Origin of the sequence: Paenibacillus sp. FSL H8-0079 (assembly GCF_037991315.1) — a bacterium.
Taxonomy (GTDB): domain Bacteria; phylum Bacillota; class Bacilli; order Paenibacillales; family Paenibacillaceae; genus Paenibacillus.
Genome location: NZ_CP150300.1, coordinates 145,665 through 160,578, shown reverse-complemented (window position 1 = coordinate 160,578; position 14,914 = coordinate 145,665). Strand labels below are relative to the sequence as shown.

Below are 14,914 nucleotides of genomic sequence, written 5' to 3'. Positions count from 1 at the left end.
GCCTAATTATGGCCGATTCGTTTCTTTGTTGTGTCTCTTACTCTTACTCATACTCTTACTTTTGCTTCTGCTTTGTATGTTTCTCATCTATGTTTCCAAAACATTAATTTATCCCCGAAGGCTTCCCGTCGAAATCTCATTCGATGCCGGAATGACCTGCTGAAGCGCATCACATAAAGCCTGGATTCGTGCATTTTTCATCCGATAACTTACCCGATTGGCGATAAGACGGCTGGTGATGTCCAGAATGCCTGTCATCTCCACCAATCCGTTCTCGCGTAGCGTCTGACCTGTCTCCACCAGATCGACAATCCGGTCTGCTAGACCAATCAAAGGTGCAAGCTCAATGGAACCATTCAGCTTGATCACCTCGACCTGTTGTCCCTGCTCCCGGAAATACTGCGAAGCAATCCTCGGATACTTCGTTGCGACACGTTGCTGGATGCCGGGCTTCCAGTCGGGAAGTCCGATTACAGACATACGGCACTGAGCGATTCCCAGATTCAACAGTTCGTACACGTCCCGATTTTCCTCCAGCAGCACGTCTTTACCGACAATTCCGATATCAGCAACACCGTACTCCACATACGTTGGAACATCTACTGGCTTCGCCATAATGAATTCCATTCCCGCTTCCGGTACTTCAATGACCAATCTGCGTGTATCGTCCACGTCTTCTGGAATATCCAGCCCCGCTTCACGGAACAGTTTGGAGGCTTTTTTATAGATTCGGCCCTTCGGCATGGCCACCTTCAGAATATCCGACATCTCAGCGTCCTCCTTCTTCAGATCCGTAAGTAATAACCTGCTCCGCTTGAACGGTTGTTGCTCCATTTGATACAGCATTTGCCTCAGCTCCGGCTTCAGAAAGGAGGAGCGTGACTACATTTTGTCCCATACTACGTAATCTTGCCGCTTCTGTTAGTGCCTCGGCCCGACTTTTCGGGCTATATTGGATAAGTATTGGTTTTTTCTCTTCAATGATGATGCCGTGAACGCCATCAATAATCCGGTTGGTTTTCAGTGCAAATCCTGTAGCTGGCAACGAGCGCCCAAACTGTTGTAACAGATTATCATACCGTCCGCCGCTACATACCGGTGAGCCCAGTTCTGCTGCATACCCTTCAAACGTCATGCCCGTATAATAGGAGAAATCACCGATCATCGTCAGATCAATCAGCACATGTTCGGATACACCGTAAGCTTCCAACACTTCGAATACTGCACATAGATGTGCAATCGACTGGGCTGCTTCAGCACTTGAACTTAGCTCTGCCGCATGTGTGCATACTTCCTTACCTCCGCGCAAACGCAGGATCGCTTCAAGCTGTTCTTTCAGCTTCGGCTCCAGATTCAATGCTTCAATCGACTGGCGATATCCGACATAATCACGTCCAAGCAACCCTTCCTTCAATTGCTCCTGCTCAGCGGTCTGGCCTGGAATCACTTCTTCCAGTAATCCGTTCAGGAATCCCATGTGGCCCATGGCTATTTTAAAAGAAGACACGCCCGCTGCCTGCAAAGAGGCAATCGCAAGCGCAACAACTTCTGCATCCGCCTCAGGTGAGTCGTCCCCTACTAGCTCCACGCCAGTTTGGAAGAATTCAGCCTCACGTCCGGCTTCCTCTTCAATGGAACGAAATACGTTCGCATGGTAGGACAGACGCAGCGGTAACTGCTCATCTTTGAGCATGGATGAAACGACGCGTGCAATCGGAGCCGTTAGATCCGATCTCAGCACCAGCGTGGTTCCCCGACTGTTCAGTAATTTAAACAATTTGCGATCAGATGTAGAGCTTGCTACACCTACCGTGTCGTAGTATTCAATTGTTGGTGTGATGATCTGACGGTAACCCCAGCGTTCCATACATTCCAGTACATTCCGCTCAATCGTCCGTAGCTTGGATACTACATGTGGTGTGTAGTCACGAAATCCGGTCGGTTTTTCAAAGCCTTTTGGTTTGGACATTGGTATTATTCACCCCGAGTCAGTAATTTAAGAGTGGCGCTCGTTCTATTTCAACAGGATTTATGTAGTGTAAATCCCCATTCTATCTTGTAACCCTGAATCACCGTTTTGCTGCAAAAATCTTCAACTATTGGTTTAGTTCAACCTTTATCACGTTAAATTCTCTCGAAATACTTTCACATGGTAAAGTGCTAACAAACTAAAGGATATGGGATATGATAACATGAAATCCTCACCACAGTCAACAATACCGAAGCTTGATCACCCTTGGATGGACATAATGTTTTATACACACACCGCTACCCTCACCAATCGGTATTTATATACGAAAAAAGCTGCCATCAGCAGCTTTTTACTTCAATCCATCTTCATTAATTCCTCTTCATTCATCACTTTATTGATTTAATGCACACTCCCCTGAGAAGAATCATCCGTGTAAAAGACAGTCTCTTCCGTGGAAGCTGCTGAACGGGATAAATCACGCAGTGGATTGCCTCCAACAAAAGCTCCTGGAGCAACATCCTTATGTACGACTGCTCCCGCAGCCACAACGGCTCCATCCCCGATCGTTACCCCGGGCAGAATCGTTGTATTGGCACCAATCAGTACATTTTCCCCGATAATCACCTCACCGAGCCTGTACTCCTTAATGAGATACTCATGAGCGAGAATCGTTGTGTTGTAACCGATAACCGAGTTTTCACCGACCGATATTTTCTCCGGAAAAAACACATCCACCATCACCATCAAGCCGAAGGCCGTATGTTTTCCCACCTTCATACCGAGCATTCGGCGGTAAATCCAGTTCTTCACCGAGAGAATCGGACAGTAGCGTGACAACTGAATCCAGATAAAATTACGCACGCCCTTCCACGGACTCACTGTCTTGTAGATATGCCAAAGTGCATTCTGGTCCTCTACCGGATAGCGGGTTACTTTTCTCATGAACGTCCCGTTTCAACCCGGATGAGTTTCAACAAGTCTCTCATATCATGCAACATGTGATCCGGGCCATATCCATTCAGGATCGTTTCTCCTTTAAGAGACCATGCAACTCCCGCTGAGAGAGCGCCCGCATTCTGTGCCGATTGGATATCCACCGGACTGTCACCCACCATTAACGTTTTGGCAGGATCTGCCCCCAGTTCCGTCATCGCTTTCAGTACCGGTTCAGCGTGCGGCTTCGGATTCGTCACGTCGGTCACTGTTACAATCGTCTTCATGTACTTCAGTAGATCAAATCGCTCCAGCACCTTTAATGTAGATGGACGAATTTTGGTTGTGACCACACCCATCACAATACCAGCCTGATGTAGAGCTTTTACTACCTCAATAACATGTGGAAAAGGTCTAACCATCGCTTCATGATGTATATCATTATAGGCACGGTAACCTTTCACGTACTCGGAGACTTCCTCCTGGCCAGAGAAGGTGCGCATTTGCTGCTCCAGTGTGCCACCCATATGCGGAATAATCTGTTCCCGTGTCCATGGAGCTGAATGTTCCCATCCCCCCATGACGTGCTGGAATGAGCTGATAATCAGCTCATTGGTATCAATAATCGTTCCATCCAGATCGAACAATACCGTGTCAATCATGTTGCATTACTCCTTTTTATCATCAACTTGCTTGGATTCATCTTTGGTTGGAGGGGTTACCTTGTTCTCTTTGCCAGCAACCGTTCCCGTATGCTCCATATCATCTGAAGGAACTTTGGACGATACAATTGGATCACTGTAACGAACGTCCGCTTTGCCTGTCACTCTTCTCACCACAATGAATACAACAGCAACAATAATGATGCCAATCGCGAGCAGTTGCGAGATTCGTACGTTACCGTAAGCAGGATCCAGATATCCTTGTTCAAAGCCCATTGCAGTCATTGGAGACCACAGCCCGTTCACTAATGAAGCAACCCACTGCGGAGCCTGGAAGCCCAGACTGTCCGTACGTAGAGCTTCAATGAAGAAGCGGCCGATAGAGTACCAGATGAAATAAGACATGAACAGTTCACCTGAACGGAGAAACTTCTGACGACGCAGAACCAGCAACAAGACCAGACCAACGAGACTCCACATCGATTCATACAAAAATGCAGGATGGTGGAATACGCCATCCACGTTCATTTGATTCACAATAAAGTCCGGAAGATGAAGCTTGTCTCTCAAAAATGCTTCTTCCACAGGACCGCCGTAGGCTTCCTGATTTACAAAGTTTCCCCAGCGTCCGATCAACTGTCCAACGAGCAGTCCAGGCGCACAAATATCGGCCATACGCCAGAAGTTATACCCTTTACGACGGAAGAAAATAACTGCACAGATGATTGCACCTATAAGCGCACCGTAGATGGCGATACCGCCATTCCATATTTTAAAGACATCCCAGAAATTATCCTTATAATCTTCCCACTTAAATGCGACGTAGTAGATGCGGGCACCGATGATGGCAGATGGCACACCCAACAGAACCATGTCCATGAACACTTCCTGCGGGATATTGTAGCGTTTGCCCTCCCGGATCACGAGCAGTAATCCTATAAGTGCCGCGGCACCAAGAATAAGCCCGTACCAGTGAACCTTTAACGCTCCAATAGAGAACGCAATCGGGTTCAACAGTAATAATGTATCCATTCATTCACACTCCTATAAATTCGCTCAATCGCACGCATGACGAATGGTTGGCATGCACTGCGCCTTAAGAAAAGCAGTACATGTCAACCATCTGTCTTCTTTTCCTTGTATAAAACGTTTCTTAATCCATGTCTTCCATATCTTCCGAAATGGTTGCTGTCAGCTTGTTCGTGAATTGCAGTGCAGCATTCAGACCCATTTGTTTCAGACGATAGTTCATGCCGGCCACTTCAATAATAACGGCCAAGTTCCGTCCCGGACGAACAGGGATCGTAACCAGAGGCACATCGGTATCAATGATACGTGTAGTCTCTTCATCCAGACCCAGACGATCATATTGTTTATCTTGCTGCCAAGCTTCCAGACGTACAACCAAGGTAATCCGCTTGTTATTCCGAACCGCACCGGCTCCGAACAATGTCATGACGTTGATAATGCCGACACCACGAATTTCGAGTAAATGGCGGATCAATTCAGGTGCTGTACCGTGCAGCTGAAAATCTGACGTTTGACGGATCTCTACCGCATCATCGGCAATCAGTCGGTGTCCACGTTTAACCAGTTCAAGGGCTGTTTCACTCTTACCAATACCGCTACTACCCGTGATCAGCATACCTACGCCATAGACGTCACAAAGTACACCATGGATGGTTGCTGTTGGTGCCAGTTTCTTCTCCAGGAAACCGGTAATCCGGCTGGATAGAATCGTTGTCGCCATGTTGCTGCGAAGTACCGCCAGATTCTGTTCTTCACTGATATCAATCAGCTCTTGTGGAACTTCCAGTCCACGCGTTACAACGATACAAGGCGTCTCTTCCGTGCATAGACGTTGCATGCGATCGCGCCGCTCTTGCTCGGGTAACATTGCAAAAAAGGCTAACTCCGTTCTTCCAAGCAGCTGTACCCGTTCTTGTGGATGGTATTCAAAATAACCGGCCATTTCCAGACCAGGACGGTTCAGATCATCTACCGTAATGACTCTTTTCAGTCCATGAGATCCAGAAACAACCTCTAACTGAAACTGCTGCACCAATTCGGATACTTTCACTTTTTTCGCCATTTGTCTCTTCCTTTCAGCATTCGCTGTGCCTCTATGTACATCAGATCGTGTATCAGTTCTTTCCATTATTAGCGCATTCACAACATTGGGTACAAATGCATGCCCTTCCAACAGCCCATTCTCTTAATGATAAGAAGACAGACCTTCAAATAATCTTAAATGAATTCCGGGCTGAATGCAATCGCGGCCTCCCACAACCATTGGTAAAAAAAACCTCTCATCGAACACTATCGACGATGCTACATTCGTGTTTTAGCGGTTGCTTTTATTACGGTTATCAAATCCTTTAGCCCGGCTGAAAACTTATAAATTATAATCTTAAAAAAAGCCCCTTCCAGCAATAACGGAAGGGGCTCTCATTACAATGTATAATTGCGTTAACTGTCAGGTTCCATCGTCAACGAGGAATCTCAGTTATATTAGTCTTGAAGAAGTACGTTCACTTCAGTCTCTTTGTCAAAGATATGAACCTTGTTCATGTCAATGGCCATTTTAACTGTGGAACCATCACGAGTGTTAGAACGTCCGTCTACACGTGCGATCGTTGTATCGTTACCAACACCGCTCAAGTAGAGGAGCATTTCGTGACCCAGGTTCTCTGTAACATCTACGTGTGTAGAGAATACGGAGTTCGGGGATGCTTCCAGGAATACTGGCTCTTCATGAATATCTTCTGGACGAACACCCAGAATCACTTCTTTGCCAATGTATCCTCTAGATTTCAACACTTGTGCTTTACCTTGCGGGATTTCAACGTCCACGCCTGGAGCTACGAAGTGTAAGTTAGCACCTTGCTCAGCCAGTTTACCCGAGATAAAGTTCATTGTCGGGGAACCGATGAAACCAGCTACGAACAGGTTAGCAGGCAGGTTATACAACTCTTCCGGAGAAGCTGCTTGTTGGATGATACCATCCTTCATAACAACAATCCGATCACCCATCGTCATTGCTTCGATCTGGTCATGCGTTACGTAGATAACTGTTGTTTCCAAACGTTTCGCAAGTTTAGTGATCTCTGCACGCATTTGACCACGCAGTTTGGCATCCAAGTTGGAGAGAGGCTCATCCATCAAGAACACTTGTGGATCACGGACAATCGCACGTCCCAAAGCGACACGTTGACGTTGACCACCGGACAATGCTTTAGGTTTACGCTCAAGCAAATGCTCGATATCCAAGATTTTAGCTGCTTCACGTACACGTTTGTCGATCTCATCTTTTTTAACCTTACGCAATTTCAAACCAAACGCCATGTTTTGATATACGCTCATATGCGGATACAAGGCATAGGATTGGAATACCATCGCGATATCGCGGTCTTTAGGTGCAACATCATTAACGACACGGTCACCGATATAGAGTTTACCTTCAGAAATTTCCTCAAGGCCTGCGATCATACGCAGTGTTGTTGATTTACCACAACCGGACGGGCCTACCAGTACCAGAAATTCTTTATCTTTAATGTCCAGGTTAATATCAACTACAGTTGCTTTATCAGAACCCGGGTATTTTTTGAAAATATGCTCTAAACGTACTCCAGCCATGATTGTTGCCTCCTCAGAGATCATTTTGTAATCGAATACAATTTGTATTTTTATAATACCCTATCTGCATGAGATCTGACTATTCGCAAACTGCACAAAAATATCAATGCTTTTTCGTCACTTTGTACATAAGCAGTAAAAACTGCACTAGAACAGCACTTTCGAAGTGCCTTACATCGTAACCAATCTCTTGTTTTATTTTGTCCAGACGGTACACAAGCGTATTACGATGAATGAAAAGTCGTTTGGCTGTCTCACTAACATTACAATCCAAGCTAAAAAAGGTTTCCAGCGTAGCAAGCGTTTCACTGTCATTGAAGATTAACGTGTCTTTGCCTGTTTCCTGTATAAAGCGTATACGTTGTTCATCTGGAATGCTTGCTACTAATCGCTCCAGATGCAGATCCCATGGGAGATGAATGTGCTGCGTAACATGGAATGCTCTGCCCAAGTGAATACTTTCTTTAAGTAGGGCAGTGACCGATACTAGTTGTTGTGCGGGAATGCATGGTAATGATGCAGAGAGATGGAATACACCTGCCCACTCACTGGCGACCAGTTCATGTAATCCCAGACAAAAAGCGTTCAGTGAATCTTTTTTGGCTTCCGTTGTATCTTCCTCGGCTTCTTCTGTAACAATCTCTTTATCACCCATAAAGATCCATTCTTGCTCCCCTAAAGGAATTAATACAATCTCCTCGCCAAAGTAACTCTCAAGCAACTTGTTCAGTTCTTTGGATCGTAAACGATGTGCATCAGGGGTATCCCCTTGTAGCAAGAACAGAATTTTCTCAGCATTCAACCCTGCAGCCACAACAAAGCGATCAGGAACACTTTCAGATTCCCGCTTGATTGGTTGTTCGATCTGCTCTTTAAGCCAGAGACCCAATTCAGTCAGATATTGCTCTCTATCATTCTCATATACAACAGGCTGTATCTCATCAGGTAGTCCCATGTTAGTACGGATCAAAAGCTCAATCAATCGACGTGTTTCCACGGTAATAGATCTAGCAGCGCATCCCCAACATACGACGGTCTCTTCTTTCTCATTCATCCGAACTTTAAAAAATATACGCTCTCCCGTATTCAAACTGATCACATCGGATAATGTACTTCGGGATATAAATTGATTAGGTATCCCCTGAATCTCACCTTCGTCACCACTGGTCTCTGAATTCCCATGAAGACCAACCAAATTTGCCACGGATTGCGTCCATTCTTGTATTGTGATTTCATATTCGTCCAAAGTTGTGCCTATAATGACTTCAATTTGCTGTTTTAGATCAGGTATGAGCTTCATATAATGAACGCCACCACTCTGCTTGTTTTCTACTATTTTATCATATCTTGCACAGCATTAATAAATATCCATATTCAGCTAAAATTACATAACAAAAAAGAGCGAATAATCAAATTAATGATTAATCACTCTTTTCTTAAAGATGAGTCATGAAGGGCTCGAACCTTCGACACCCTGATTAAAAGTCAGGTGCTCTACCAACTGAGCTAATGACTCATAAAACTGGTGGAGGATGATGGATTCGAACCACCGAACCCGTACGGGAGCAGATTTACAGTCTGATGCGTTTGGCCACTTCGCTAATCCTCCAAGGATTAAAGGTGGCTCGGGACGGAATCGAACCGCCGACACGAGGATTTTCAGTCCTCTGCTCTACCGACTGAGCTACCGAGCCATATTTAATTTTTAGGATTAATGGCGGAACCGACGGGATTCGAACCCGCGATCTCCTGCGTGACAGGCAGGCATGTTAGGCCAACTACACCACGGTTCCAGGCATTAATGGTGCCGGCGAGAGGACTTGAACCCCCAACCTACTGATTACAAGTCAGTTGCTCTACCAGTTGAGCTACACCGGCGTATATGGTGGAGGCTGAGGGGATCGAACCCCCGACCCTCTGCTTGTAAGGCAGATGCTCTCCCAGCTGAGCTAAGCCTCCTGGGTAATATGGTAGCGGCGGAGGGGATCGAACCCCCGACCTTACGGGTATGAACCGTACGCTCTAGCCAGCTGAGCTACACCGCCATATTAATTGTGTCTTGATTGCTTGTCCATCTTTAGGTAAAGATGGCGGAGAGAGAGGGATTCGAACCCTCGCACCGCTTACGCAGTCTAACCCCTTAGCAGAGGGTCCCCTTATAGCCACTTGGGTATCTCTCCGAGTAACAATCTTCAACAACATTCAAGGATTGCTCCCTGAAAACTAGATTCGAAACGAAACACGCGAATTACAACTTGCTATTGGATAAGCCCTCGACCGATTAGTACTGGTCAGCTCCATGCATTGCTGCACTTCCACCCCCAGCCTATCTACCTCGTCGTCTTCAAGGGGTCTTACATACTGGGAAATCTCATCTTGAGGGGGGCTTCACGCTTAGATGCTTTCAGCGTTTATCCCGTCCGTACATAGCTACCCAGCGGTGCTCCTGGCGGAACAACTGGTACACCAGCGGTACGTCCATCCCGGTCCTCTCGTACTAAGGACAGCTCCTCTCAAATTTCCTACGCCCACGACAGATAGGGACCGAACTGTCTCACGACGTTCTGAACCCAGCTCGCGTACCGCTTTAATGGGCGAACAGCCCAACCCTTGGGACCTACTTCAGCCCCAGGATGCGATGAGCCGACATCGAGGTGCCAAACCTCCCCGTCGATGTGGACTCTTGGGGGAGATAAGCCTGTTATCCCCAGGGTAGCTTTTATCCGTTGAGCGATGGCCCTTCCATGCGGTACCACCGGATCACTAAGCCCGACTTTCGTCCCTGCTCGACTTGTAGGTCTCGCAGTCAAGCTCCCTTATGCCTTTGCACTCTTCGAATGATTTCCAACCATTCTGAGGGAACCTTTGGGCGCCTCCGTTACTCTTTAGGAGGCGACCGCCCCAGTCAAACTGCCCACCTGACACTGTCCCCGTACCGGATTACGGTACTAGGTTAGAACCTAGATACGATCAGGGTGGTATCCCAACGTTGCCTCCATGCAAGCTGGCGCTCACACTTCAAAGGCTCCCACCTATCCTGTACAGATCGTACCCAAATTCAATATCAAGCTGCAGTAAAGCTCCATGGGGTCTTTCCGTCTTGTCGCGGGTAACCTGCATCTTCACAGGTATTAAAATTTCACCGGATCTCTCGTTGAGACAGCGCCCAAGTCGTTACGCCATTCGTGCGGGTCAGAATTTACCTGACAAGGAATTTCGCTACCTTAGGACCGTTATAGTTACGGCCGCCGTTTACTGGGGCTTCGGTTCACAGCTTCGGATTGCTCCTAACCACTCCCCTTAACCTTCCAGCACCGGGCAGGCGTCAGCCCGTATACTTCGCCTTACGGCTTCGCACAGACCTGTGTTTTTGCTAAACAGTCGCTTGGGCCTTTTCACTGCGGCCCCCTCGTGCTATTCACACTACCGGGGCACCCCTTCTCCCGAAGTTACGGGGTCATTTTGCCGAGTTCCTTAACGAGAGTTCTTCCGCGCGCCTTAGAATACTCTTCTCGCCTACCTGTGTCGGTTTGCGGTACGGGCACCATCACCTGGCTAGAGGCTTTTCTTGGCAGTGTGAGATCATGACCTTCGCTACTACAATTTTCGCTCCCCATCACAGCTTAGCCTTAATGATGTGCGGATTTGCCTACACATCAGCCTCACTGCTTAGACGGACATCCATCAGTCCGCGTCACTACCCTACTGCGTCCCCCCATTGCTCATAACGGCTTACGGTGGTACAGGAATTTCGACCTGTTGTCCTTCGACTACGCCTTTCGGCCTCGCCTTAGGTCCCGACTTACCCTGAGCGGACGAGCCTTCCTCAGGAACCCTTAGGCTTTCGGCGGATCAGATTCTCACTGATCTTTTCGTTACTCATACCGGCATTCTCACTTGTATAATGTCCAGCGCTCCTTACGGTACACCTTCAACCCTTATACAACGCTCCCCTACCCCTGATGCAAAGCATCAAGCCATAGCTTCGGTGGTGTGTTTAGCCCCGTTACATTTTCGGCGCAGAGTCACTCGACCAGTGAGCTATTACGCACTCTTTCAATGGTGGCTGCTTCTAAGCCAACATCCTGGTTGTCTGTGCAACTCCACATCCTTTTCCACTTAACACACACTTGGGGACCTTAGCTGATGGTCTGGGCTGTTTCCCTTTTGACAATGGATCTTAGCACTCACTGTCTGACTCCCGGAAGTAAGTCTATGGCATTCGGAGTTTGACTGAGCTTGGTAACCCTTGCGGGCCCCGCACCCAATCAGTGCTCTACCTCCACGACTCTGTTTTCCGAGGCTAGCCCTAAAGCTATTTCGGGGAGAACCAGCTATCTCCGAGTTCGATTGGAATTTCTCCGCTACCCCCACCTCATCCCCGCATTTTTCAACATGCGTGGGTTCGGGCCTCCAGTGCGTGTTACCGCACCTTCACCCTGGACAGGGGTAGATCACCCGGTTTCGGGTCTACGTCCACGTACTAATTCGCCCTATTCAGACTCGCTTTCGCTGCGGCTCCGGCTCTTCACCTTAACCTTGCACGGGAACGTAACTCGCCGGTTCATTCTACAAAAGGCACGCCATCACCCCTAAAACGGGCTCTGACTTTTTGTAAGCACACGGTTTCAGGTTCTATTTCACTCCCCTTCCGGGGTGCTTTTCACCTTTCCCTCACGGTACTGCTTCACTATCGGTCGCTAGGAAGTATTTAGCCTTGGCAGATGGTCCTGCCGGATTCATACGGGGTTTCACGTGCCCCGCACTACTCGGGATCCGTCTCGGAGGGAACCAACTTTCAACTACAGGGCTTTTACCTTCTTTGGCGGGCCTTTCCAGACCTCTTCGCTTAACCGGTTCCTTTGTAACTCCATGTGAGACGTCCCACAACCCCAAAGAGCAAGCTCTCTGGTTTGGGCTTCTCCGCGTTCGCTCGCCGCTACTGACGGAATCACTATTGTTTTCTCTTCCTCAGGGTACTTAGATGTTTCAGTTCCCCTGGTATGCCTCACACTAACCTATGTATTCAGTTAGGTGTAACTGGAAATTACCCCAGCTGGGTTTCCCCATTCGGACACCCCCGGATCAAAGCTTGCTTACAGCTCCCCGAGGCAGTTTCGTTGTTCGCCACGTCCTTCATCGGCTCCTAGCGCCTAGGCATCCTCCGTGTGCTCTTAGTAGCTTAACCATATTGCTCCGGTTTTGACTGCTCGCTTCCCTTGGTTTGCTTGCGCAAAGCCAAAAGTCGCTCCCATTCAATACCATCGCAAAAGCAATTTAACTACCGTTTTTATTGAAACTTGTTTGCACAAGTTCAGCTAAAAAGGAATGTTCTAATTCGCGTTTGTTTCGTTTCGATATCTAGTTTTCAAAGAACAAACTTGTAAATCATTTTTGGTGGAGCCAAGCGGGATCGAACCGCTGACCTCCTGCTTGCAAGGCAGGCGCTCTCCCAGCTGAGCTATGGCCCCGTATAAAGTTTAAAGGTATAGATGGTGGGCCCTGGTGGACTCGAACCACCGGCCTCACCCTTATCAGAGGTGCGCTCTAACCAACTGAGCTAAGGGCCCACATTATTTATACTATTTGAACCCAAAATGGGTTACGCTTGGCGACGTTCTACTCTCCCAGGACCCTGCGGTCCAAGTACCATTGACGCTGAAGGGCTTAACGGTCGTGTTCGGGATGGGAACGTGTGGAACCCCTTCGCTATCGCCACCAAACGTTTGAGAGTTTGAGCTCTCAAAACTGAGCAACGAGTGAGTTGCTTGTGCTCTTCATTTCATCCACACCGAAGTAATGAACCGAAATGAATTGCTGTCGCAGGTTCTTAGAACCTGCTTATTTGAATGTTTCCGTTGCAGGAAACGATTCTCCATAGAAAGGAGGTGATCCAGCCGCACCTTCCGATACGGCTACCTTGTTACGACTTCACCCCAATCATCTATCCCACCTTCGGCGGCTGGCTCCTTGCGGTTACCCCACCGACTTCGGGTGTTATAAACTCTCGTGGTGTGACGGGCGGTGTGTACAAGACCCGGGAACGTATTCACCGCGGCATGCTGATCCGCGATTACTAGCAATTCCGACTTCATGCAGGCGAGTTGCAGCCTGCAATCCGAACTGAGACCGGCTTTGTTGGGATTGGCTCCATCTCGCGATTTCGCAGCCCGTTGTACCGGCCATTGTAGTACGTGTGTAGCCCAGGTCATAAGGGGCATGATGATTTGACGTCATCCCCACCTTCCTCCGGTTTGTCACCGGCAGTCTATCTAGAGTGCCCACCCGAAGTGCTGGCAACTAAATATAAGGGTTGCGCTCGTTGCGGGACTTAACCCAACATCTCACGACACGAGCTGACGACAACCATGCACCACCTGTCTAGCATGTCCCGAAGGAAAGGACTATCTCTAGCCCGGTCATGCTGATGTCAAGACCTGGTAAGGTTCTTCGCGTTGCTTCGAATTAAACCACATACTCCACTGCTTGTGCGGGTCCCCGTCAATTCCTTTGAGTTTCAGTCTTGCGACCGTACTCCCCAGGCGGAGTGCTTAATGTGTTAACTTCGGCACCAAGGGTATCGAAACCCCTAACACCTAGCACTCATCGTTTACGGCGTGGACTACCAGGGTATCTAATCCTGTTTGCTCCCCACGCTTTCGCGCCTCAGCGTCAGTTACAGCCCAGAGAGTCGCCTTCGCCACTGGTGTTCCTCCACATATCTACGCATTTCACCGCTACACGTGGAATTCCACTCTCCTCTTCTGCACTCAAGTCACCCAGTTTCCAGTGCGATCCGGGGTTGAGCCCCGGGATTAAACACCAGACTTAAATGACCGCCTGCGCGCGCTTTACGCCCAATAATTCCGGACAACGCTTGCCCCCTACGTATTACCGCGGCTGCTGGCACGTAGTTAGCCGGGGCTTTCTTCTCAGGTACCGTCACCTTGAGAGCAGTTACTCTCCCAAGCGTTCTTCCCTGGCAACAGAGCTTTACGATCCGAAAACCTTCATCACTCACGCGGCATTGCTCCGTCAGGCTTTCGCCCATTGCGGAAGATTCCCTACTGCTGCCTCCCGTAGGAGTCTGGGCCGTGTCTCAGTCCCAGTGTGGCCGATCACCCTCTCAGGTCGGCTACGCATCGTCGCCTTGGTGAGCCGTTACCTCACCAACTAGCTAATGCGCCGCAGGCCCATCCCCAAGTGACAGATTGCTCCGTCTTTCCAGTTCTCTTCAGGCGAAGAAAACAACTATTCGGTATTAGCTACCGTTTCCGGTAGTTGTCCCAAACTTGAGGGCAGGTTGCCTACGTGTTACTCACCCGTCCGCCGCTAACTATCAGAGAAGCAAGCTTCTCATCAAGTCCGCTCGACTTGCATGTATTAGGCATGCCGCCAGCGTTCGTCCTGAGCCAGGATCAAACTCTCCAATAAAGTATTGAAAAGAGCGATATGCTCATTTTGAATCTGACGAGATTAAAAATCTCATTTGTGCTCCAGTCGATTCAAGCCAAGGCTTGTCTCAAACTTTTGCGTTCATTCTGCAAGCAGAATGTTTACTCACTCGTTGTTCAGTTTTCAAAGATCAAACTTGTTTTTTCGTCACCATTTTCTCTCAGCGGCGACTTTTATAATATATCATACTTCGTTTGTTTTGGTCAAGTGTTTTTTTGAAATTCTTTTTCGAAGCTCGTAATGCACTTCTTCATTT

Annotated in this window: 8 protein-coding genes, 10 tRNA genes and 3 rRNA genes; all 21 read right to left on the bottom strand. The window is 48.2% G+C overall.

Annotated features, from left to right (window positions below; translation table 11 throughout):
• Nucleotides 1–108 precede the first annotated feature (108 nt).
• Nucleotides 109–768: an ATP phosphoribosyltransferase gene (gene hisG, locus MHI06_RS00785; RefSeq protein ID WP_340400098.1), complete on the bottom strand. Its 660-nt coding sequence runs from the start codon at nucleotides 766–768 to the stop codon at nucleotides 109–111.
• Between the two features lies 1 nt (nucleotide 769).
• Nucleotides 770–1,969, bottom strand: coding sequence for an ATP phosphoribosyltransferase regulatory subunit (locus MHI06_RS00780; protein WP_169482096.1), 1,200 nt, complete (start codon nucleotides 1,967–1,969; stop codon nucleotides 770–772).
• A 402-nt stretch (nucleotides 1,970–2,371) separates the two neighbouring features.
• A complete protein-coding gene (locus MHI06_RS00775) occupies nucleotides 2,372–2,914 on the bottom strand; it encodes a DapH/DapD/GlmU-related protein (RefSeq protein WP_169482095.1) in 543 nt (180 codons plus the stop codon).
• Complete coding sequence (ppaX, locus tag MHI06_RS00770; protein ID WP_340400097.1) at nucleotides 2,911–3,567, bottom strand: pyrophosphatase PpaX; 657 nt, start codon at nucleotides 3,565–3,567, stop codon at nucleotides 2,911–2,913. Before ppaX ends, MHI06_RS00775 begins: the two co-directional genes overlap by 4 nt.
• 6 nt (nucleotides 3,568–3,573) lie before the next feature.
• Nucleotides 3,574–4,599: a prolipoprotein diacylglyceryl transferase gene (lgt, locus tag MHI06_RS00765; protein WP_340400096.1), complete on the bottom strand. Its 1,026-nt coding sequence runs from the start codon at nucleotides 4,597–4,599 to the stop codon at nucleotides 3,574–3,576.
• 121 nt (nucleotides 4,600–4,720) lie between these two features.
• Complete coding sequence (gene hprK / locus MHI06_RS00760; protein ID WP_017691278.1) at nucleotides 4,721–5,659, bottom strand: HPr(Ser) kinase/phosphatase; 939 nt, start codon at nucleotides 5,657–5,659, stop codon at nucleotides 4,721–4,723.
• A 419-nt stretch (nucleotides 5,660–6,078) separates the two neighbouring features.
• The gene (gene ugpC, locus MHI06_RS00755; protein WP_062837775.1) at nucleotides 6,079–7,203 is read right to left on the bottom strand and encodes a sn-glycerol-3-phosphate ABC transporter ATP-binding protein UgpC; all 1,125 of its coding nucleotides are present in this window, start codon (nucleotides 7,201–7,203) and stop codon (nucleotides 6,079–6,081) included.
• A gap of 103 nt (nucleotides 7,204–7,306) precedes the next feature.
• Nucleotides 7,307–8,503 (bottom strand): helix-turn-helix domain-containing protein, encoded by a 1,197-nt coding sequence (locus MHI06_RS00750; protein ID WP_340400095.1) that lies wholly within the window; start codon nucleotides 8,501–8,503, stop codon nucleotides 7,307–7,309.
• Nucleotides 8,504–8,646: 143 nt separating this feature from the next.
• A tRNA-Lys gene (locus tag MHI06_RS00745) sits at nucleotides 8,647–8,719 on the bottom strand.
• A gap of 7 nt (nucleotides 8,720–8,726) precedes the next feature.
• Nucleotides 8,727–8,812 (bottom strand) — tRNA-Tyr (locus MHI06_RS00740).
• A gap of 12 nt (nucleotides 8,813–8,824) precedes the next feature.
• Nucleotides 8,825–8,897: transfer RNA gene (locus MHI06_RS00735), tRNA-Phe, on the bottom strand.
• 21 nt (nucleotides 8,898–8,918) lie between these two features.
• Nucleotides 8,919–8,996: transfer RNA gene (locus MHI06_RS00730), tRNA-Asp, on the bottom strand.
• A gap of 9 nt (nucleotides 8,997–9,005) precedes the next feature.
• A tRNA-Thr gene (locus MHI06_RS00725) sits at nucleotides 9,006–9,081 on the bottom strand.
• Nucleotides 9,082–9,086: 5 nt separating this feature from the next.
• Nucleotides 9,087–9,162 (bottom strand) — tRNA-Val (locus MHI06_RS00720).
• A gap of 9 nt (nucleotides 9,163–9,171) precedes the next feature.
• Nucleotides 9,172–9,248: transfer RNA gene (locus MHI06_RS00715), tRNA-Met, on the bottom strand.
• A 43-nt stretch (nucleotides 9,249–9,291) separates the two neighbouring features.
• Nucleotides 9,292–9,383 (bottom strand) — tRNA-Ser (locus MHI06_RS00710).
• Nucleotides 9,384–9,464: 81 nt separating this feature from the next.
• Nucleotides 9,465–12,391 (bottom strand): 23S ribosomal RNA (locus tag MHI06_RS00705).
• A gap of 207 nt (nucleotides 12,392–12,598) precedes the next feature.
• Nucleotides 12,599–12,674 (bottom strand) — tRNA-Ala (locus MHI06_RS00700).
• Between the two features lie 22 nt (nucleotides 12,675–12,696).
• Nucleotides 12,697–12,773, bottom strand: a tRNA-Ile gene (locus MHI06_RS00695).
• A gap of 36 nt (nucleotides 12,774–12,809) precedes the next feature.
• A 5S ribosomal RNA gene (gene rrf, locus MHI06_RS00690) occupies nucleotides 12,810–12,926 on the bottom strand.
• 158 nt (nucleotides 12,927–13,084) lie between these two features.
• Nucleotides 13,085–14,637 (bottom strand): 16S ribosomal RNA (locus MHI06_RS00685).
• The 16S, 23S and 5S rRNA genes sit together here with 10 tRNA genes alongside, the layout of an rRNA operon.
• Between the last annotated feature and the right edge of the window lie 277 nt (nucleotides 14,638–14,914).